This window comes from Methanocalculus alkaliphilus (genome assembly GCF_024170505.1).
In the GTDB taxonomy this organism is placed as follows: Archaea; Halobacteriota; Methanomicrobia; order Methanomicrobiales; family Methanocorpusculaceae; genus Methanocalculus; species Methanocalculus alkaliphilus.
Map to the genome: position 1 here is coordinate 33,380 of NZ_JALJYG010000014.1, position 21,307 is coordinate 54,686.

The 21,307-nt window shown below is 55.9% G+C and carries 20 protein-coding genes; 9 read left to right on the forward strand and 11 right to left on the reverse strand.

Annotation, left to right across the window (positions count from 1 at the left end; all coding sequences use genetic code 11):
• The first annotated feature begins 76 nt into the window (after positions 1-76).
• Together J2T58_RS09325 and J2T58_RS09330 are read left to right on the forward strand one after the other, a co-directional pair.
• Positions 77-1,393, forward strand: a complete 1,317-nt coding sequence (locus J2T58_RS09325) for a PEGA domain-containing protein (protein WP_253489191.1) — start codon at positions 77-79, stop codon at positions 1,391-1,393.
• 120 nt (positions 1,394-1,513) lie between these two features.
• Positions 1,514-3,553, forward strand: a complete 2,040-nt coding sequence (locus tag J2T58_RS09330) for an acetate--CoA ligase family protein (RefSeq protein ID WP_253489194.1) — start codon at positions 1,514-1,516, stop codon at positions 3,551-3,553.
• A gap of 4 nt (positions 3,554-3,557) precedes the next feature.
• Here the strand turns inward: J2T58_RS09330 and J2T58_RS09335 are convergent, their stop codons facing one another.
• Positions 3,558-4,391 carry a nucleoside 2-deoxyribosyltransferase gene (locus J2T58_RS09335; protein WP_253489196.1) on the reverse strand — a complete coding sequence of 278 codons (834 nt, stop codon included), beginning with the start codon at positions 4,389-4,391 and terminating at the stop codon, positions 3,558-3,560.
• Between the two features lie 76 nt (positions 4,392-4,467).
• Between J2T58_RS09335 and J2T58_RS09340 the strand changes: the two genes are divergently transcribed.
• Entirely contained in the window at positions 4,468-4,962 is a 495-nt protein-coding gene (locus J2T58_RS09340; protein WP_253489200.1) for a DUF367 family protein, read from the forward strand.
• Here the strand turns inward: J2T58_RS09340 and J2T58_RS11240 are convergent, their stop codons facing one another.
• Genes J2T58_RS11240 through J2T58_RS09360 form a run of 4 tightly spaced genes read right to left on the reverse strand, consistent with a single transcriptional unit; the run spans position 4,963 to position 9,121 of the window.
• Positions 4,963-6,873 (reverse strand): Nramp family divalent metal transporter, encoded by a 1,911-nt coding sequence (locus J2T58_RS11240; RefSeq protein ID WP_253489201.1) that lies wholly within the window; start codon positions 6,871-6,873, stop codon positions 4,963-4,965.
• 36 nt (positions 6,874-6,909) lie between these two features.
• Complete coding sequence (locus J2T58_RS09350) at positions 6,910-7,401, reverse strand: YkgJ family cysteine cluster protein (RefSeq protein WP_253489202.1); 492 nt, start codon at positions 7,399-7,401, stop codon at positions 6,910-6,912.
• A gap of 14 nt (positions 7,402-7,415) precedes the next feature.
• Entirely contained in the window at positions 7,416-8,144 is a 729-nt protein-coding gene (locus J2T58_RS09355) for an SAM-dependent methyltransferase (protein ID WP_253489204.1), read from the reverse strand.
• A gap of 29 nt (positions 8,145-8,173) precedes the next feature.
• Positions 8,174-9,121 (reverse strand): ROK family protein, encoded by a 948-nt coding sequence (locus J2T58_RS09360; protein WP_253489206.1) that lies wholly within the window; start codon positions 9,119-9,121, stop codon positions 8,174-8,176.
• 55 nt (positions 9,122-9,176) lie between these two features.
• Here J2T58_RS09360 and J2T58_RS09365 point away from each other — a divergent pair, with 55 nt between their 5' ends.
• Entirely contained in the window at positions 9,177-9,449 is a 273-nt protein-coding gene (locus tag J2T58_RS09365; protein ID WP_253489209.1) for a hypothetical protein, read from the forward strand.
• Here the strand turns inward: J2T58_RS09365 and ablB are convergent.
• Positions 9,427-10,284, reverse strand: coding sequence for a putative beta-lysine N-acetyltransferase (gene ablB / locus J2T58_RS09370; RefSeq protein ID WP_253489212.1), 858 nt, complete (start codon positions 10,282-10,284; stop codon positions 9,427-9,429). The genes J2T58_RS09365 and ablB overlap by 23 nt on opposite strands.
• Positions 10,271-11,590, reverse strand: coding sequence for a lysine 2,3-aminomutase (kamA, locus tag J2T58_RS09375; RefSeq protein ID WP_253489216.1), 1,320 nt, complete (start codon positions 11,588-11,590; stop codon positions 10,271-10,273). Before kamA ends, ablB begins: the two co-directional genes overlap by 14 nt.
• 281 nt (positions 11,591-11,871) lie before the next feature.
• Here kamA and J2T58_RS09380 point away from each other — a divergent pair, with 281 nt between their 5' ends.
• The 4 genes from J2T58_RS09380 to nadC all read left to right on the forward strand — a co-directional run bounded on the left by J2T58_RS09380 (position 11,872) and on the right by nadC (position 14,977).
• Positions 11,872-12,393, forward strand: coding sequence for a cupin domain-containing protein (locus J2T58_RS09380; RefSeq protein ID WP_253489220.1), 522 nt, complete (start codon positions 11,872-11,874; stop codon positions 12,391-12,393).
• 76 nt (positions 12,394-12,469) lie between these two features.
• Positions 12,470-13,228, forward strand: a complete 759-nt coding sequence (gene nadX, locus J2T58_RS09385; protein WP_253489223.1) for an aspartate dehydrogenase — start codon at positions 12,470-12,472, stop codon at positions 13,226-13,228.
• Positions 13,225-14,121 (forward strand): quinolinate synthase NadA, encoded by an 897-nt coding sequence (nadA, locus tag J2T58_RS09390; protein ID WP_253489226.1) that lies wholly within the window; start codon positions 13,225-13,227, stop codon positions 14,119-14,121. The genes nadX and nadA overlap by 4 nt, the downstream gene beginning before the upstream one ends.
• A gap of 4 nt (positions 14,122-14,125) precedes the next feature.
• Positions 14,126-14,977 carry a carboxylating nicotinate-nucleotide diphosphorylase gene (gene nadC / locus J2T58_RS09395; RefSeq protein ID WP_253489229.1) on the forward strand — a complete coding sequence of 284 codons (852 nt, stop codon included), beginning with the start codon at positions 14,126-14,128 and terminating at the stop codon, positions 14,975-14,977.
• Between the two features lie 4 nt (positions 14,978-14,981).
• Here the strand turns inward: nadC and J2T58_RS09400 are convergent, their stop codons facing one another.
• The gene (locus tag J2T58_RS09400) at positions 14,982-15,815 is read right to left on the reverse strand and encodes a DUF4349 domain-containing protein (RefSeq protein ID WP_253489232.1); all 834 of its coding nucleotides are present in this window, start codon (positions 15,813-15,815) and stop codon (positions 14,982-14,984) included.
• A gap of 185 nt (positions 15,816-16,000) precedes the next feature.
• On the opposite strand from J2T58_RS09400, the gene mgtE reads away from it, so the two are divergent.
• Positions 16,001-17,338, forward strand: coding sequence for a magnesium transporter (gene mgtE, locus J2T58_RS09405; RefSeq protein ID WP_253489235.1), 1,338 nt, complete (start codon positions 16,001-16,003; stop codon positions 17,336-17,338).
• 63 nt (positions 17,339-17,401) lie between these two features.
• Here mgtE and J2T58_RS09410 read toward each other — a convergent pair whose 3' ends face one another.
• From J2T58_RS09410 to J2T58_RS09420, 3 genes are all read right to left on the reverse strand, one after another.
• Entirely contained in the window at positions 17,402-18,193 is a 792-nt protein-coding gene (locus J2T58_RS09410) for a methyltransferase domain-containing protein (RefSeq protein WP_253489238.1), read from the reverse strand.
• 167 nt (positions 18,194-18,360) lie between these two features.
• A complete protein-coding gene (locus tag J2T58_RS09415; RefSeq protein WP_253489241.1) occupies positions 18,361-20,385 on the reverse strand; it encodes a sodium-translocating pyrophosphatase in 2,025 nt (674 codons plus the stop codon).
• Between the two features lie 147 nt (positions 20,386-20,532).
• Positions 20,533-21,307 (reverse strand): tetratricopeptide repeat protein (locus J2T58_RS09420; protein WP_253489244.1); only part of this gene is annotated, 775 nt, incomplete at its 5' end.

A 21,307-nucleotide genomic window follows, 5' to 3' on the forward strand; every position in this document is an offset into this window, starting at 1 on the left:
ATATAAATTGATCCTGAGCAGAAAGATGCGATAGCTATATATTTCATTTTTCCCTTCTGTTATAATGGGATATTCGATGCAGAAAGAATTCTCTCTTCTCATGATTGCAATGGCGGTACTGCTCATTGCAACAGTAAGCCCGGCCGCCGCACAACTCGGCGGCGATGTCGGGATCATCTCGGTCACTTCCAGTCCGAGCGGGGCCAGCGTAAATTACGGTGGCCAGTATGAAGGAACAACCCCTGTCGATATCAGGATATACACAACAGGGACTCCGGGTGGACAGATCGTCGTCTCGATGTCCGGATACAAGACGTACTCCACTTCGGCCCCAATGGTCGGTTCAGGGGAGACAGCCTATGTTCATGCCGTCCTCCAGCCGGTAGCACCGACGCCGACACCCTCACCTGACGGGTACTTCGCTATATCATCCTCACCGTCCGGAGCGAACGTCCGGATTGATGGGCATTATGTAGGAAGAACACCACTCACAACATCGGTGAGCCCCGGAACAAGCCACCGTGTTCAGTTTGAGCTTGCCGGATATCAGGCGACCTCCGGAACATACTCGGCATATTCAGGACAGACAACTGAGGTATATGCTGCACTGAGTCCAAATCCCCCATCCACAGGAACCCTCGCAGTCACCTCCAGTCCATCAGGAGCTGATGTTTATGTTGACGGGAACTACCGGGGATACGCGCCGATGAAGGTTGGGAACCTTAATGTCGGATCCCACACCGTTGAGCTTCGCCTTGCAGGATACAGTGTCTACAGGTCAAATATCCAGATTTATGCAGGACAGACTACAAAAGTGAATGCCCAGCTCTCAAGGGCAACCCCGACAACCGGATCAATTGGTGTTCAGTCGTTCCCCTCTGGGGCAGCCATCTACCTTGACGGAAATTACCAGGGAACAACCTTTCAAAACGACTACTTTGATATCATCGATATCCCGGTCGGTACACACTCGGTCTCCCTGAGAAAGCCGGGATACAAAGACTACTCAACAAGCGTCAGCGTGACCGGAGGCACCCTGAAGTATGTCACCGCAACCCTGACACCGGTCTCAGCCCCGGCATCCACCGGCAGAGTGAGCTTCAACTCCGCACCAACAGGTGCCGAGGTCTATCTTGACAACCTCTTCCGCGGATATGCACCGGTCATCGTCCCTGACATTGATCCAGGGACTCACTCGGTGACAATGAAGATGCAGGGCTATAACGACTGGTCGAGCACTGTTGCAGTGAGCGCCGGCGAGACCGCACAGGTCGTTGCGACACTCACCCCAAAAGCAGCACCTGCACCTGAGCCGGCTGCATCGCTTCCGATCACCGCCATCGGGGCAATCGCTCTCCTTGGCATCATCTTCGTCGTTGCACGGCGGAGATAAAAACCTCCAGAACCTTTTTTTCCGATACGGTACCATCAGGGAATCTGAGGACGCCGGCCGGATCCATCTGCCATTCTCAGGATAACCTATAAAGTACTCCCGCCCTATCTCCGTTCAGGTATGGCTGAGAAGATAGTATCCGGGCGTGAGGCATACTCCATCCTTGCAGAGTATGGAATACGGGTACCGGAAGAGGAGCTTGCCGGGGATGAGGATGACGCGGCGGTGATCGCAGGGAGAATCGGCTATCCGGTCGTTCTGAAGATCGAATCCCCCGATATCGTGCATAAGAGTGATGTTGCGGGTGTGATCCTTGGGGTAGAGGATGAGGACCAGCTCCGCAAAGGATACCGGGATCTCCTTTCCCGGGTGGAGAGGCTGCGCCCCGATGCCCGGATCACCGGGGTTCGGATCGAGGAGGAGGTACCTCCGGGCCTTGAGATCCTCATCGGGGGATCAACGGATCCCACCTTTGGAAAGACGATAACCGTCGGTATGGGTGGCAAACTCGTTGAACTCCTCCGGGATACCGCGATCCGGGTTCTCCCCGTCGATCTGGAGGAGATCCGATCGATGATCCGGGAGATACGGGGGTATCACCTCATCAGAGGATTTCGGGATGAGCCTCCCCGGGACGAGGAGGGGCTCATCTCCGTCATCGAAGCAGCCGCCCGCCTCTTCCTGGACCACCCCGGCTATTCAGAATTTGATATCAATCCTCTCATCCTCCATGAGAAGGGGGCTGTTGCCGTTGATATCAGGTTTATCAAAGGAGATCGTGTAACCGAGGGGCGTCAGGAGATCCGGCCTCTTTCAGACTGTATCCTGAAGGCAGGTTCAATCGCCGTCATCGGAGCCTCTCCAAACCAGGCGAAGATCGGCTATACCATCACCCGGAACCTCCTCCCGTTTCCAGGGGAACTCTACCCGGTCAACCCAAAACATGATCGAATCCTCGGGAGAAGGGCATACCCGACGATCACCGCCGTTCCCGGCCCTGTCGATATGGCGGTGATTGCAGTCCCCGCCGGAATTGTTCCCGGCATCATCAGAGAATGCGGTGAGAAAGGGGTGAAGGTTGCCGTCGTCATCTCCTATGGTTTTAAAGAGGCAGGGGCTGAAGGGGAACGGCTTGAAGAGGAGATGCTTGCCATTGCCCGATCATATAATCTCCGAATCATCGGGCCAAACAGCCTCGGCATCATGGTGCCGCCTGCCGGGATCAACACGACGTTTGGGAACAGCTCTCCCGGGCCGGGACCTTTTGGATTCATCTCACAGAGCGGGGCATTGATCACCACCGTCGTCGACTGGGCAGCTGCAGAGGATATCGGATTCTCTGCGGTGATCAGTGTCGGCAACCAGTCTGATATCGGATTCGTCGAATATATCGATCTCCTCTCACGGGATGAGGCAACCGGGGCCATCGTCCTCTATATCGAGGAGATCCGTGACGGACAGAGGTTCCTGGAGACGGTACGACAGGTTGCCGGAATGAAGCCGGTGATCGCCATCAAGGCAGGGAGTTCCCGCATCGGCCGGGCTGCCGCAGCATCGCATACCGGATCCCTTGCAGGAGACTACCAGACCTACAGGGCAGCATTCCGGCAGGCAGGTGTCGTTCCCGCAGAGTCGATCCGCTCGGCATTTCAGATCGGGGGGATCATCGCCGACCAGGGATACCCGAAGGGGAGGAGGGGGGTGGTTATAACGAGCGCCGGAGGGTTTGCCGTCCTCTCATCCGATTATGCGGAGGCCGCCGGAATCGATCTCGTTGACCTCCCCGCAGATGTACGTCGCCATATGGACGAGGTCCTCCCTCCCGGATGGAGCGGGAGAAATCCGGTTGATATGATCGGGGACGCGACGGCGGGAAGATTCGCTGCGGTCCTCGATATCCTCCTCGACCATCAGGAGTTCTGGGATATCGCAATCATCATCTCCGCCCCGACGGCGATTGCCGATCCCAGGCAGGTCGCCCTTGAGATCGTCCGGCTCTCAGATCATACGGAGAATATGATTCTCGCCGCCTTTCCGGGAGGAGACTCGGCCCGGCCTGCTGTCCCCGTCCTGAGGCGGGGGAGCGTCCCGGTCTTCTCCGAGGTATGGGATCTCTTCCGGTCTCTTGGAGAGCTCCCCGGGAATAGGGAACGCTCCTGAAGCCTCAGTGATGGAGGGGGGAGAGGAGTGCCGCCGGAAGGTCCTCTCTTCTCGTCACCACAGTCGATGACTGTTCGAGCATCAGGTTGACATGCTCATTGTGGCCTGCACTCCGAAAGTCGGTCCGGAGCGCAACAACCGGGATGCCAAGGGCATGGGCATACCCCATCTCCCATGCGGTCCCTGAGTCCGCATCCGCACCATCGACGATAGCAACCACCCAGTCGGTATTCCCAAGCGCCTCGGCATGTGATGCAAAGATCTCCTGCATCGTCTGGTGATGCCGGGATGCCGAGTCGTCACCCGCCTCCTGGGGGAGATAGACCTCAAAGCAGTGGGTGGCAAGGATATCGCGGATGAACTCATTGTATCTCCGTTCCGCTTCCGAGAAGAGCGGGGCGGCGAGGTACACCCTGTACCGGGCAAAGTCATAGACATCTGTTGCCGGGATATCAGGGAACCTGGAGAGGAACGCTCCGCGATGCTCTATCCTCCCCTCCGGGCTGTACCAGGTGGTGTTCACCCCGCATGTGGGTGATGAATCCACCCCGACGAAGCAGAGCGGCTCGCCCTTCTCAAGGATCATCTGCCGGACCTCGGATTCGAGCCGGTCGAGGAGGGTAGAGAATTCACGTGTCTCAAGCCGTTCGGTGTATGTCCCGGGGGGGCGGTCCCTGCCAAGGTACAGCGTCTCCGGGCAGGGGAGAGGGACGACCTCCAGCCCGAATGCCGAGCACCGCCTGAGGCACCGTTCATAGGCCCTGAGATCCTCTTCCCGTGTGATCCCCTCTGCCCGGAGGGTGGGATCCAGAATACAGGGAGCAACCATGATGTACATAGATCATATCTGTCCTGATCCCAGATGGATTGATCGCGGCTTTTGATGACAGATGAGAGCAGAGTACTTATCCAGCATGATTCCCCTGATCGCATATCGTGACAACACCTGTGCCCCACGAAAGTGTACAGTGAAGCGGCTGGAGCGTTTCGGGATGATCCGGATCGTCCCCTCGATGAGGCAGGTACCCAAAGGAACCCTCCTCCTCGACCCGACCGCCGGAGTTGTCATCTCGCCCGCCGACCGGGGATGGGTCCGGTCGATAACGGCCCTCGACTGTTCCTGGGAGGTGCTTGAGCGGGAGGAGATGGGGAGGTTCCGGGGCAGGAGAGCACTCCCGTTCCTTGTTGCGGCGAACCCGGTCAATTTCGGGAAGCCGTTTGTCCTCTCCTCGGTCGAGGCGCTGGCAGCCGCACTTATTATTCTGGGAGAGAGGGAGCAGGCAGAAGAGATCCTCGCAAAAGTTCCGTTTGGGATCAGGTTCCTTGAGGTGAATGCCGAACCCCTTGCCGACTATGCAGCAGCAGGTGATAGTGCCGGGGTGCTTGCAGCCCAGGCAGAGTATCTCTGATCACTCTTCCTTTTTTGGATCATAGTCGGGATCAACATCCTGGCGAACCCAGGTGACGAGATCTCTCATATCAGAGAGCCTCCTGAACTGATCCTCGACCATGAGATACATGATCAGCCCCGCCACCATGACAAGCGACATTGCCGGGAAGGTATGCCGGATCACATCAATAACCTGAGACTGCGGATACCCCAGGGTGAAGAGAGGGAAGATGACAAGGATATGGAGGGCTTCCACACCGACACCGAGGATGGCAAGCCGGAGCGGGGTGAGCGTCTCCCAGTACCTTCTGGCAACACCCCCGATGATCCCTGCTGCGACCGTTGCGATCGCACAGGGAAGCGCAGTCCAGCCTCCAAGCGAATACCGGTAGCCTCCACCGATCAGGCCGGCTGCCGCTCCGGCAAGGGGGCCGCCGATCAGGCCGGCAAGGACCGGGCCAAGATCCCGGAAGTTCAGGATGACATCATCTATCTGGAAGCCCCGTAATGTCCCATAAACCGAGAGTATACCAAATATAAGGACCAGCCAGAGGAGATCGGTTCTCGTCGCAACACCCCTCCGGTACGCCTCTGCGAGATCAGACCGAACAAAGAAGTACAGGACAAGTAAGACGATGGCAAGCCTCTCGACGAGTGGGAGTCCAAAATCAAGCAGGCTCTTCTCCTGGAGGAGGGCTATGAGAAGATAGAGACCGGACCCTGCCGCCATCACCGCAAGCCAGATCCGGGAACCCTGGTGCTTTTTTGGAAGCCTGTTATCGATATAGATGAGGCCAAACCCGATGACCGCAAAGAGGATCGAGGAGAAGATCGAGACGTTTTTGATGAGATATTCGGGTTTTGAGATGAAGAATGCAGTAAAGATCATGGCAGAGAAGCCCAGGAGAATGAGACGGTAAAGCCTCTTTGGGGCTACCTGTACACCCCCCGCCTCCCGCAGGATTCCGCAGACCGCACGCGCCCTGCCGTCAATTCCCGATATGACCGTGCCTGCAAGGAGGATGAATGATGAGAAGATGATGAGGGGGGCGGCATAGGGGATCGTCATGAGGATATGGCCGGAGACGGCAACGGCAGAGTTTGCCATCTCAAGGTGAGGCGCCCCCTGGTATGAAGCACCAATCGAGAGGAAGACAAAGCTCATGAATGCGATGAATCCAAAGCCGATGAGGAGATCCCCCCGGATGATCCGCATCTTCTCCGGGAGATCATCGGTACAGGGCTTCCCTCCGGTCTTTTCGTGGAGCCAGACGGAATAGAGGAGGATATTCAGGCCTGCGCCGACGGCACCAAGAAGCGCCATCTTCCAGAGGAGATTGTTCTCATGGATATACGGGATAAAGCCCTCTGCAACCTCAGTAAAGGGGATATGGAGTGCCGTCAGGCTGAAGATGAAGCCGACGAAGAGGAGGAGGACCATCCCAAGGATCAGGTGTTCAAACCGCTCATACGATCCTTTCCAGAGAATGACGATGATGGCAGCAAGCGTCAGGATCGCAATTATCAGGATCGGGATATCGAATGGAATGAGATAATAGAGAAAATGTGCCCCGATGATGAGGAATCCCCCGTACGCAATCATCTCGAGGATATAGATGATCGTGATGAAGGTGACCTCCCAGTTCCGGGGACCCGGAATAGACCGGAGGCCGGAGAAGATCGTCTTTCCTGTGGCGAGGGTATACCGGGCGATACCATATGCAAAGGCATATTTATAGATGAGCGCGACGGCACATATCCAGAGGAGCGAGTATCCCGTCGCCCTCCCTGCCCCGAAGATCTCGACGATCCCGGACTCTCCCGAGACCTCGATTGCAAGGATAAGAACAGGGCCAAGGAAGAAGAGGCGCTCTGCAATTCGTCTGCGGAACGTTGATCCGGTTGTTTCAGAGGCAGATATCTTCTGCACTCAAAAATATGTGTCGTCTTCTGGTATAAGGTACGATTATCTGTATACACGGTAGCCTGCCGTATGAAGCATCCTGAGAACCACCCTCTCCCATGCAGGATCACTCAGTTCTGCATGCTGAGCCATCTCTTCCCGGAAGAGCCGGAGGAGATCGGGATCCTCAGAGGCGAGGTGCCGTGACGCCATGATTCTCCCAACCCGCCTCCCATCCCGATCGAGGATGAGGATCCGCCAGCAGCCATAATCACGGCAGATCTCAGGCCGTGTTGCATGGACAGAACAGTACCCCTTCCCTTCCTCCCCATCAAAGCGGAAGAAGGGGCAGGCTTCAGGGCGGTCTGCAAAGGTCCGGTGGTCATTGAAGAGGGGGAGCATCCCCGGGGCGACGGTAACGGTCGTCCGCTCACCGGTATACTCGTTTCTCACGACATACCGGTGATCACCAAGATCCTTGATAATCCGATGGACGAGGCCGAGGTGGCTGCAACAGTCGCCGCATTGGTTGCATTCAAACGCCAGATGAATCACCCTCCCGATAGCCCTCAGTCCTGCTTCCGGAAGATCCAGCAGGCCCAGCCGAAGGCCTCCCTGCCATAGACGAGATACTCATCCTGGATCCGGGTGAGGTACTCCTCAACAAGGGGACGATCAGGGTGGTCCGGATGGGCATCCATCCAGTCGAGGCAGTTCTGCCAGATGGCGCTCTCGTAGGCATCATGATCGGCCTCGGTTGCCCGGACGAGGCCGGCCAGTGTGAGGCCACATTCCCGGGCTCCTGAGACGAGGCCGTATTCGGTCGGGATCTCCGGCCATTGGACGGCAAATTCCGGGGATACACGATCTGAGCGCCAGTATCGATCACCGATGACGATCACCCCGCCGGGTGCGGTCATCTCTGCAAGCCGGGGGATCGCACCCTCGGCACCACCGAAGATGAAGGCAGAACCGAGGGCGACGGTGCAGTCTGCGGCTCTCTCAGGAGTCCATAGAGCCCCATCCCCTTCGATGATCCGAATCTGCCCGCCCGCACCCGATACCTCGCTCCTGGCTCTGGCTACCGAGCTCGTCCGCTCCTCAATACCGATCCCCGCAATCCCGTATGCCTCATGCCAGAGCGCAAGCAGGGTCCCGTTCCCGCAGCCGATATCATAGACGACCGATCCGGGAGAGAGCCGGGCGAGTGAGCCCGCAAGGAGGAGCATCTCCGGGGTGGTCGGGTTCATCAGGGGAAGGCCTGCCTGGGCGATGGATTCTATCTCAGTCTCATTCATCTGTGGTTTGTGTATGGACGTACTCCGGCTTAAGGAGATGATACCGGGAGAGGATCACAATCCAGCGATCCCTCTCTCCAGGCAACCACCCCTGCACCTATCAGCGGTGCATATCCGCCAAGAGGGCTGACCAGACACTCCGGAACCGGCAGGTACCGATCCACCCTGTTCACCATCGCAGGGACGAAATCAGGGTGGTTCCGTACGACGGGGCCGTCGAAGATGATCACCTCCGGGTTATATGCGGCGATGATGCTGGAGAGCCCCCGGCCGCAGACAGCGGCAAGCTCGTTCCTGAACCGGCAGGCGACGGGATCCATGGAGGAGAGGATCGCATCAGCAGAGTCCAAAACAGGGGCCGTCTCCCCCTCTTCCTCAAGGAACCGTGCATAGAACCGGGGAATCCCGGTCCCGGAGGCATATGCCTCAAAGTGGCCTCTCCCCCCGCAGCCGCAGATGAGGCCATACCGTCCGTCCACATAGAAGTGGCCGACCTCCCCGCCGTTGCCACCCGCACCCGAGAGGAGGCGGCCACCGGAGATGACACCGCCGCCTATCCCGGATGAGAAGGTGATATAGACGAGATCTCCACGACCCCTGCCCGCACCGAACGCCTCTTCTGCGAGAGCAGCGGCCCGGCAGTCATTGATGAGGGTGGCGGGGCGGCCGAACCGCTCTTCAACCGGGGAGACAATCTCGATCCGGTCAAATGCCATATTCGGGGAGGAGACAATCGACCCGGACCTGAGATCCAGGGGACCGGCAGAGGCGATCCCGATTCCTGTACCCGGAGGTGTTTTTGGGAGGATCTCATCGAGGATCGTACTCACCGCCTCTGTCACGACCAGACTTGAGCTGCCGGCAGTCGGGGTCGGGACCCGGAGGAGAGAGGAGAGGGAGCCATGCCGATCGATGAGCCCCCCACGTATCCAGGTCGCACCGATATCGATCCCTGCCCGCAGATCCGCAGTATGCATAAATGACTACTACGATGACCAGTTGTATTATCGTTATGGATTGAGAGTATACTGTATGGAGTTGTATCGTATTCTTTTGATACCCGTTCTCCTCTGTATCCTCTGCACCGGTGTCGTTTCAGCGGCAGAATATCCCTCTGCCCCCACCGGGAGCATGGAAGGGCTCGGGGAGTTCGTCGGCTGGCTCACCGACCTCGGACGGGCCCTGATCGATATATTCAACGATGCGATGGAGATGATCGGCCTTGGCAATGAGACCTGTGTCGGGGAGATGGTGGAGTCGCTTGAAGGTGGTCTGGAGATGGTCAATCAGAGGATGGGTTCGTAAGAAGGGATCGATACCAGACATTCATACTCTCACATCCCTCCCCAATCCGGGTATTGTTCGGGAGCGTGCCGGCAAACCGGTACCCTCCGCGTGCAAAGAGGATATTCACCGGAGGCTCCTCCCCACGGCAGATGGTGTATGCCAGATGATAGCCGTCATCCCGTACAATCACCTCCATATGTCCAAGGAGGACCCCGGCGGCACCGAGCCCCCTCGCCTCCGGGAGGGTCGCAAAATCGGTCATCTCGACCGTTCCGGAGTCCGGGTCGAGTTCTGCGGAGGCGGCGGCGAGGAGAGTCTCCCCGTGCATCATCATGAAGAACCGGGTCTCCCCGCTCTGTATTGAATCTCGTATGAAGCCGGGATCATCTATCGGAAACGGGTAGCTCGGAAAGACCGTTCCATAGAGCCCGGCCAGCGCCTCTGCATCGGAGGCGTCCGCCTCATGAATCAGATATCCCTCCTTCAATGGATGATGGCCTGAATCTGCCCGTTCAAGCGCAGTCCGGACTGTTGCAGCCACCCCCTCCTCATGGTACTCCCTCCGCGAGGGATCGGTGTACTTCCCCATGAAGAGGCAGGAATCGCCATCACTGAAGTAGCCGGGGATCTCCGCCTCAACCCCAAACCCCTCCCTCTCAAATTCAGGTGAAGCAGATTGTGGAATCTTTGCGAAGACCTTGGTATATCCCTCTTCCTCAAGTGTTCCCCGTATCCACCCGATGATGCGATCGGTATCCCCGGGATCAAGTTTCATCAGGTAGATCCGGTTGTTGTATCTTCCATGCTGGATGAGGCTTCGGCCTACCCTGATGACCGGATCACTCCTCGTCATCCTCTCTCCGTGCCATCCGCTCCGAGTCGGCTGGGACGAGCGCCGTCGCCTCGTCATAGTCCGAGAGGAGCTTTGCGATCCCGACGACATGCTGCTCGTCCCCGGACTCGAGTTTCAGCTGGAGTGAACAGTCCTTGCAGTTGCGATCACAGAAGATCGAGGTATAGTTATCAGGCTCCCGGTAGGTGCTGATCACCCCTTCGAAGTTCCTGAGGATCACCTTGTTGGTAGAGTATGATATCAGATATGTCGGCATCACCGGGATCTTCCCGCCGCCCCCGGGTGCATCGATGACGTAGGTTGGAACCGCAAAGCCGCTCGTATGGCCGATGAGATTCTCCATGATCTCAATCCCCTTCCCGACCGGGGTCCGGAAGTGCGAGAGACCCTCAGAGAGATCACACTGGTAGAGATAGTACGGCCTGACCCTGTTTTTGACAAGCTTCTGGACGAGCGACTTCATGATCCTCGGGCAGTCGTTCACTCCGGCAAGGAGAACCGACTGGTTGCCGAGGGGAATCCCGGCATCCGCAAGTTTTGCAAGTGCCTTCTCCGCACTCGGCGTGATCTCCTGGGGATGATTGAAATGGGTATTGAGCCAGATCGGCTGATGTTTTTTGAGGACATTCACCAGACCATCGGTTATTCTGAATGGAAGGACGACAGGGGTCCGCGATCCGATCCGGATCACCTCGACGTGGGGAATCGCCCGCAGTTCGGTGAGGATTCGATCAAGGAGATCATCGGGGAGCATGAGTGGATCACCACCTGAGAGGAGGACATCCCGGACCTCGGGATGCTCCCGAATATAGGTGATGCCCGCCTCCATCTCCTCCCATGTCGGGATTCTGTCCCGATCTCCTACTCTCCGCTTTCGTGTGCAGTGGCGGCAGTACATTGCACAGACATTTGAGACGAGGAAGAGGACACGATCCGGGTACCGGTGGGTGATCCCCGGAACCGGGCTGTCACTATCCTCAGCAAGGGGATCCTCAAACTCGCACTCATCCACTCTGAGTTCATCCGGAACAGGAACGGCCTGCCGGAAGATGGGGTCATTGGCATAGTCCTCGGCCTTGATGAGCGAGAGGTAGTACGGGGTTGCGGCAAGAGGGAACGTATCGATCGTCTTCTGGAGCTTCTTCCGCTCTTCGGGGGGGAAGGTGATGCCAAGAACCTTCTCAAGCATCGAGAGGCTCCTGACGGTGTGGGCTATCTGCCAGCGCCAGTCCCTCCACTGTGGTGCATCCTCACCTATCGAGTTGTGATATTCTCCGGATTTTGGGTTATGTGAAGATAGTTCCATAATACGTTCAACTCACTAGTAGTACGATCTTCGCCTTCTTAAAGGTGATGTAAAAGCCAAATATTAGTCATTTTCAAAAATCATGGTTTATTTGGAATTATATTGATTTAGAAATTTTATTTTGTTTCCCTATCAGAGGAGGTCAAATGGCGGAAAAAGAGATTGAAGGGATCTGGTTTTTCTATATTTGGAATGAGCTTCTCTCATCAGGTAATCATTCCATCAGGGCGAGAAATGGATATATCAGAAGCTTGATATGCGGACAACACCACTTCTCATCTATGTCAGAAGCGAGAGACGACGCAATCATCGGAGTTCCGATCAGGCCCCGTGATATGATCACCTATCAGTCCGAGACGATTGTATCGCGGATGGTGATGATGAGCAGGCAGGGGACGGTAACACTCTTTGCCTTCGATGAAGGCCAGGGCCTCTCAGAGCATACCGCACCCTTTGATGCCCTTGCCTTCTCTCTCGATGGAGAGGCCGAGATCACCATCGCCGGAACAGCCCATCACCTCAGGGAGGGGGAGATGATCATCATGCCGGCGGATATCCCCCATGCAGTCCGGCCGGTTCACCGGTTCAAGATGATGCTCATCATGATCCATGCCAGGAATGGAGAGAAGAAAGAGGAGACTCCTGGAAGTGATGAGAAGATTGTCCTGAAGGAAGAAGGGGAGAAGAGTCCAAAGAAGGATAAAAAGCAGAAGAAGGAAGAGAAGAAGGCAAAGAAAGAGAAGAAGAAGGGTAAAAAGCAGAAGAAGAATGAAAAGAAGGTAAAGAAAGAGAAGAAGAAGTAAAGCCTCCATGATCCCTCCATCCATCGGCTTCAGTGACCAGAATCGTTTATACTGAAAAGAAGCAATACCATAACCAATGATCACCGTTGGACTGCTCGGGTGTGGCAATATCGGGCATATCATCGCAAAACACCAGAAATCATTCAGTATAACAGCAGTCTATGACCAGATTGAGGCACGGGCAGACGAGCTGGCGGCAGCATCCGACGCCCATGCCTATACCGATTTTACAACATTTCTCTCAGCAGACTTTGATATCGTCGTCGAAGCAGCCTCGGTTGCCGCCGCGCAGGAGTATGGGGAGGCGATACTCAGATCCGGCCGTGACTTTGTGGTGATGAGTGTGGGGGCCCTCTCGGATACGGATTTCCGTGAACGGCTTGTCAGGAGAGCAAAAGAGATGGGCAGGAAGATCTATGTCCCATCCGGTGCGGTGATGGGCCTTGACAACATCAAGGTCGGGCAGATATCGGCCATTGATACCTTCCTCCTCAGGACGACGAAGAGTCCGGCATCCCTCTCCATCAGGGCCGATGCACCGACGATGATCTTCTCGGGAAAGGCACATGAATGCATCAGGGATTACCCAAAGAACGTCAACGTCTCTGAGGCATTGACCCTTGCCGCCGGCCATGAGGTCGATGTTGAACTCTGGGTCGATCCCAAAGCGGATCGAAATATCCATGAAATCTTCATCGAGGGTGAATTTGGGGATGCGTATATCAGGGTACGAAATATTCCAAGCCCTGACAACCCTGCAACAAGCTATCTTGCCGCACTCTCGATACTGACACTGCTTGAAAATCTTGATAACCCGCTGGTGATCGGCACATGACAACAGATGAAGAGATACGAAAGCTGAAGGAGGAGAGGAATGCCCTCATCCTGGCACATAATTACCAGCTGCCCGAGATCCAGGATGTTGCGGATATCGTTGGCGACAGCCTAGAGCTCGCAGTAAAGGCATCTGAAGCTCAGGAGTCCGTGCTGATCGTCTGTGGGGTCCTCTTCATGGCCGAGACAGCAAAGCTCCTCTCCCCTGAAAAGACTGTCCTGATTCCGGTCCCGGATGCCGGATGCCCGCTCGCCGATCATCTCACCCCGGAGATGGTGCTGGAGGCGCGAAAGAAGCATCCTGATGCGGCCGTCGTCGTCTACGTCAACTCAACAGCAGCCGTCAAAGCTGTAGCCGATATCACCTGTACATCAGCAAATGCCGCCGATGTCGTCAGATCACTACCGGAGAAGACGATCCTCTTTGGGCCGGATGCAAACCTCGCCTCCTTTGTGCAGAAGCAGGTTCCTGAGAAGGATATCATCCCGCTTCCCCCCGAAGGGCACTGCTATGTCCATACAGCCTTCACCGTCGACCAGGTAGAAGAGGCACGCTCCCATGGGTGCCGGATCGTCTGCCATCCCGAATGCCGCCCCGAGGTTCAGGAGATCTCTGATCTCGTCACATCGACCGGTGGGATGGTGAGGCATGCTGATGAGTGCGATAGCTGGTTCGTCTGTACAGAGCGCGAGATGGGATACCGGCTCAGAAGCCTCTATCCGGATCGGGAATTTCTCCTCCCCGAGGATGCGGTCTGTGAGGATATGAAGAAGACGAAGCGGGAAGATCTCCTCCGTTCCCTTCAGAATGGTGTTCATGAAGTGATCATCGATGAGGATGTCCTTGGGCCGGCGAAACGGGCGGTCGAACGGATGATCCGGATCCGGCGGTGAGAGGATGATGATGGAGGATTCGCTCCGGAGGTTTCTGGCAGAGGATCTCCCCTTCGGGGATATCACATCAGAAGCGACGATCCCACAAACCGAGGGCCGGGCAGTGATCATCGCACGGGAGACGATGGTGATCGCCGGTATTGAGGAGGCGGTATTCCTCTTTAACGAATGCGGTGTCCGGGCAGACGCTGCCATACCCGAGGGAGAATGGGCAGATCCCAACCAGACCATCCTCACCATGACCGGGCCTGTTCATGGGATCCTCGCCGCTGAACGGACGGTTCTGAACCTGATGGGGAGGATGTCAGGGATTGCGACCGCAACCAGCCGGTTCGGGCGGGTGATCGAATCGGCGATGCCCGGAGCACGGATCGCCGGGACCCGGAAGACCGCTCCGGGCCTTCGGTTCTTTGACAAAAAAGCGATCCGGATCGGGGGGGGAGAGCCGCACCGGTACTCCCTCTCGGATGCTATCCTGATAAAAGATAATCATCTCGCCATCGCCGGGATTGATGAGGCGATCCGGCGTGCAAAGGCCTTCTCGGCATTCAGGGTGATCGAGTGTGAGGTGGAGAGGCCCGAGGATGCGATCATCGCCGCATCCGCTGGTGCAGACATTATTCTCCTCGACAACATGAGTCCAAAGACCGTGATGAAGACCATTGACCTCCTCAAAGAAGCAGGGCTTCGTGAGAGGGTGACAATTGAGCTTTCCGGAGGGATCACGCCGAAGAACGCGGGATCCTATGCAGGATGCGAGGTTGATCTCGTCTCCTCCGGATGGCTGACCCATTCCGTCCGGAACGCGGACCTGAGCCTCGATATCAAAAAAGCTGAAAAGATTGTGAGAATTTAGGAGATCATCCCTTCCGACGCCTGAGAATGAGCCAGACGATCCCCCCGATAACAGCAAGCGGGAGGAGGGCGAAGGCGGCGACGATCAGGATGACAATAACCCCCATAAATGCTGCTATACCGGCATTAAGAACTCCTGAAGCGGTAAAGCCCGAATCTACACCGACGCTAGGGGCTTCCCTGATCGATACGGTAATCTTCGCTTCATCGATCCGTGATTCGAGGAGATTGAGCCTCCCTGTCACGATATCCAGGTTTCTCTGAGCGGTGTCACGGGCTGTCTGGACATTCAGTATCTCCTCAACCGTCACTGCCTTTCCAAGGAGATCATCATATCGCTCAACCTGCCGTTGTAGTGATCGCTTCTCGGCATGGAGATCGGTATATTCTGCCGTGACATCCCGCTCCCGTATCTGCCTGTGGGTGAGCGTGCCGGTACCTTCAATCTCCTGCATCACCGCATCAAAGGATTGGGGTGGAACCCTGAGGATCGCCTCGACATAATAGCGCTGTTTTCCATCCCGCACCCCGGCGGAGTTGATGGTGAGGGACTGGATACGGCCGTTATACCGCTCTGTTATATCTGTGATCTCATCTGCCGTCAGCCGTGGATCCCGGCTCTGCAGAGAGATCTCTCCCTCCCGGATCACCTGTGCATCGACAAAGCCTGTCTTTGTATCATAGGCAAATGCAGATCGTTCATTTTGAACTGCGCTCTCATACACCACCATCTCGCTCCACCCATTCTGGACGTACGGGGATGTATCTGCCATCATGCATCCGGCGGTTGCCGTGACGCCAAGGAGAAGAAGAATCAGCATGTAATATGATCGTTTCATGGGGCACCTCTATTATCATGAGAGATTGGGATGCGTGGAAGAAAAAGATGCCCAAGACTTCGAATCGTTCCGCACCTATCGATGATCGTCAATTTGAGCAATAATATCATCCGATATGGCAATCCAGCCTCCAAAACCCTCTTATATCCATACAGCATAATCTCCGGATACCGGAGGACAGGGGAATGCACGGGGACAGAATTCGGGAGTTACTCTCCCTGAGAGACTGGAAAGGGCTTCGGAATTACGCAAAAGAGCTCTCCAGGGTCGAAGCTGCAGATCTCTTCTCTGAGATGGAGGATGCAGACTACGCCATCTTCTTCCGTCTCCTTGAGAAGAATACGGCCCTTGATGTCTTCGAGTCGCTTGATCCCGAACAACAGGCCCGGCTTATCGGCCTGATGGAGGATCCGGAGACACTCAGCCTTGTCGAATCGCTCGATCCCGATGACCAGACACGGTTGTTTGAAGAGCTTCCTGCAAAGATCGCCAAACGAATCCTTGCTGAGATGAAGCCCGGAGATGCGGCAGCAGTCAGCCATCTCCTCGGATATCCCGCAGGGAGCTCCGGGCGGTTCATGACCTCCCGGTACCTTGCATTCCATGAGAATTCAACCATTGGGGAGGTGCTGGCAAGGCTTCATACCAGCCCGCTCCGCCCTGATGAGATGGGCGTCATCTATGTCATCGGTCCGGGGAGGGTATATCGCGGATATATCAGCCTGGGCAGTCTTCTCAAGACGACCCCGGATGTCAGGATCGGAGAGATTGCAACAGAACCCGGCCTCTTCGTCAGAACAACCGAGCCACGGATACGGGCTGCAGACCTCGTTGCTGAATATGACCTCTTTGCAATAGCGGTCCTTGATGGAGAGGACAGGCTTGTTGGATCGATCACCTTCGATGATGTCATCGATCTCCTCGAAGAGGAGGGTACCGAGGACTTCCTCAAGATCGGGTCGGTCCGCGATATCGGGATGAGCGTCAAGGATGCTACCATCGGTATTCTCTATCGGAAACGGCTCCCCTGGCTTCTCGTCCTCGTCCTGATGAATGTTTTTTCCGGGGCAGGTATTGCGTACTTCGAGGAGACGATCGCTGCGTATGTCGTACTCGTCTTCTTCCTCCCTCTCTTAATCGATAGCGGAGGAAATGCAGGATCACAGTCGGCGACCCTGATGGTCAGGTCTCTTGCAACCGGTGATGTCGAAGCAGGAGACTGGGCACGGCTCATCGGGCGTGAGGTATTCATCGCCCTGGCGCTTGGTGTCAGTCTCGCCGGGGCGGTGATGGTACTTGGCATCTTCCGGGGAGGTCCTGAGATTGCCGTTGTGGTCGGGCTCTCGATGATGCTGATCGTCATCGTCGGATCTCTCATCGGGATGACGCTTCCCTTCCTCCTGACCCGCCTGAACAAGGACCCGGCGGTGGCGAGCACACCCCTCGTCACCTCGTTTGCGGATATCACCGGGGTTCTCATCTACTTCTCGATTGCAACCTGGTACCTTGGTATCGCGGCGTGAGACGGGCGTTCATCCATTTTTTTCAGGCCCGCCTGATGTATATCCGGCACCATGCCGGTGATTTCAGTTGCGGGAGACCTCCTCTTCCGGCTTCTGAAAGGAGACCATCCAGAAGAGCCCATCCCATAGCTGGCGAGTCGTCAGATCGACCATCGTATCGGGGATGAACCTCTCAGGGGGATCATAGACCCCTGTATCGGAATCAGGCATGAATCGGCCAAAAAGATGGGATCTCTCCTTAAATTTTGCCGATTCATCACAGATATGGATTCTGCCCCCGGGTTGTGCAACCCGGATCATCTCGTTGATGGCCCTCTCCTTATCATTGAAGAAGTTGATGCCGCCGATATGGTAGACGACCTCAAACAATGCATCTCCAAAGGGGAGTGCTTCTGCATTCCCCTGAACACAGCCAATATCGATCCCCCACCTCCTCTGATTCTTCCTGCACCTTCGCAGCATGCCAAATGAGATGTCATTTCCGTAGAACCGGGCATCGACACCATGGTTGTGGAGATTTCGAAACTGCTGGCCGGTTCCGACAGAGGTCTCAAGAACACGGTCTCCCGGTTGGATCTCAATGATGGCGGCAATCTCATTCAGCCAGTTCCCGATGTTGCCGATATTAAACCGATACATGAAATCATACACCAGGCTCAGCCAGTCATATCCTCTCTGCGCCGTTCTGTTCCACCCGGCCACATCATCGGATCGAAGGATCACCGGTATCCCATCCCGAATGGTGAACTGCTCCCCCGAGACGCGATCTATCAGTCTCTCATCCTCATAGTCGAGGGGCTCTCCGGTTGCGGGATTTCTCAGGAGGGAGAGAAGTTCTTCCTGTCTGGACATCATACCCATCGGTTCCGGGAAGGTTCTCCTGATAGAAAAATTTTCTCGTTGTATGATTGTGAGTGCCCACCCTCGGTGCGCAAAGAGGCAACACGACAAAACAGAGCTTTGGACTGATCGTCATCCGGGATGATGACAGAAGAGAAAAAGAGAAAAATGATGCTTCATCCTCAGAGGAGGATGAGGAGCGGGGCAAAGACAAGAGCCACCATCGACATCAGCTTCAGCAGGATGTTGATAGCAGGACCTGAGGTGTCTTTGAATGGGTCACCGACGGTATCACCGACGACAGCTGCCTTGTGGGCATCTGAACCCTTTCCACCATAGTTGCCCTGTTCGATGTATTTCTTTGCATTGTCCCATGCACCACCGGCGTTTGCCATGGTGATTGCAAGTGAGAAACCTGCAACAAGCGACCCTGCAAGGAGACCACCGAGTGCTGCGGGGCCGAGGAAGTACCCGACAAGAAGCGGGGCAAGGACCGCGAGAACACCAGGTGCGATCATCTCACGAAGGGCAGCGTTTGTGGAGATTGCAATACATGCTGCATAGTCCGGATCGGCTTTCTCCTCCATGATACCGGCGATCTCCTTGAACTGCCTCCTGACCTCGATGACGACTGCATAGGCAGCCTTTCCGACCGCGGTCATGGTGAGTGCACAGAAGAGGAACGGTAGCATTGCACCGATGAGCATACCGACGAAGACCATCGGATTGGTGACATCGATTATCTCAAGCCCGACTGCAAGGGTGTATGCAGAGAAGAGGGCGAGTGCGGTGAGCGCTGCGGATCCGATGGCGAAGCCTTTGCCGATGGCGGCGGTGGTGTTGCCGACTGCATCAAGGGTATCGGTGATGACACGGACCTTTGGATCCTGGTGTGACATCTCAGCAATACCGCCTGCATTGTCAGCGACCGGTCCGTATGCATCGACGGCAAGGGAGAGACCGAGGGTCGAGAGCATACCAACTGCGGCGATGGCTATACCATAGAGGCCTGCGAAGTGGTAGGAGATGGTGATTGCAATTGCCACGAAGAAGACCGGGAAGACGGTCGACTCCATGCCCTTTGCAAATCCGCTGATGATGTTCGTTGCTGAACCTGTCTGACATGACTTTGCAATCGAGAGTGTCGGTGCCCTGTCATAGGATGTGTAATACTCTGTGACGAGACCGATGGCAAACCCTGCGATGAGACCGGCAATGGCGGCATAGAAGATACCGATATATTCAGGTCCGACGAGGGTTGTGACAAGGAAATATGTCGCAAGGACGATAAGGACGATTGCAACGATGAGACCTTTGTTGAATGCCATGTGAATAGCAGTCATATCGGTCTTGTTCGTCCTGACGAAGAACGATCCGATGATAGCTGAGAAGATACCAAGTGCGGCGATCATCATCGGAAGAAGGACGAGCTGCATCGGGTCAAGGCCTGCATACATCTCGGTGTGGACCGCGGTGATACCAAGGACCATCGCGGCGATGATGGATCCGACGTAGCTCTCATACAGGTCAGCGCCCATACCGGCGACGTCACCGACATTGTCACCGACATTGTCAGCGATGACTGCCGGGTTTCGTGGGTCGTCCTCAGGGATGCCTGCCTCGACCTTGCCGACGAGATCTGCACCGACGTCAGCTGCCTTGGTGAAGATACCTCCACCAACACGGGCAAAGAGCGCAATCGATGAGGCACCAAGACCAAATCCTGTCACCGTCGAGAGAACCTCGGCCTGGGGAAGACCCATTGCTGAGAGACCAAGATAGGCGAGGGAGAGACCAAGAAGACCAAGACCGACAACGGCCATTCCCATGACGGAACCGCTTGCAAACGAGACACGGAACGCCTCAGCGATCCCGCGGCGGGCTGCATTGGTGGTTCGTACATTCGCTGCGGTCGCCGTGTACATACCGATATAACCGGCTGTTGCGGAGAGGAGTGCACCAAGGACGAACGTCGCTGCGGTGAGCGGGGATATTCCAACTGCCAATACGATCGCCAGTACAACGACGAATACAGCAATTGCACGATACTGGCGATTCAGATAGACCATGGCGCCGAGATGAATGGCGGCGGCGATCTTCTGCATCACCTCTGTTCCTGTACCCTCTTTCTTCACCGTGATGAAGGAGAAGCCCGCAAATGCAAGGGCGATAAGGGCAGCAAGAGGTGCTAAATAGATGATATCCATGTTTTTTATACCTCCATGTTCGGAATGCCTTCCATAGAAGAAGGTACGAGAAGCATAAATATCATATGGAATGATGCGAGGAAAATACGGCTATTAACGAAGGGCTATTCGTGATCAGCCCGGTTGCGCGCAGAGGAAAAAAGGAGGTCAGAGCGATCCGATGATCATCGAATATGTCTCTGCCTGGGACCGGTACTGCGCCATCACCTTCATGGTGATCACCGGGGTGAGGCGTGGATCGAGCTCCATCGCCTTCTGGTAGTCTTCCATCGCCTTCATATACGCATTCGATGCCTCTCCTGTCAGCCTCGTCGTTCTGCCTGCCATACCGGCTGAGAAGCCGGATCCCGGAGCGGAATGGGCATCCCTCATCTCAGTCTCATAACTCTGTGTTATGTGCATGTACGCATCCCCCCGGTACATCCGTGCCCGTGCACTGTCAGGATATGCTGCAACGAGGGCATCGAGATCTGCAATGGCTTCGGTATAGCGCCCTTCCGCAAGGAGGGTGACCGCCCTGCTATGGAGAGCGGCGGGTTCACCGGGTGAGAGGGAGAGGGCTTTTGTAAAGGCGGCCTCGGCTGCGGAGGGATCCCCGGCCATCAGGTAACAGCGTCCAAGGCCGGTAAGGTAGTCGGGGGAGGTGGGATCAATCGATGCCGCATGCGAGTAGAGGACGGCAGCCTCCTCGTATTCATGAAGCGAGTAGAGGGCCTCTGCCTGTCTCCTGATGATGGTCGTATCATTCTGGTCAAAACGGAGGGCATATGAGTAGCTGGATGCCGCAATCGCACTCTGGTTCATCGAGACAAATCCATCTCCGATGACCTGACTTTGTGATTTTCTAACTTCGAATCCTCCTCTCCCCATACCATCCCGTTGTACATTCTGCCGTTTTTCCTCTTCCTCCTTCAAATAAGAT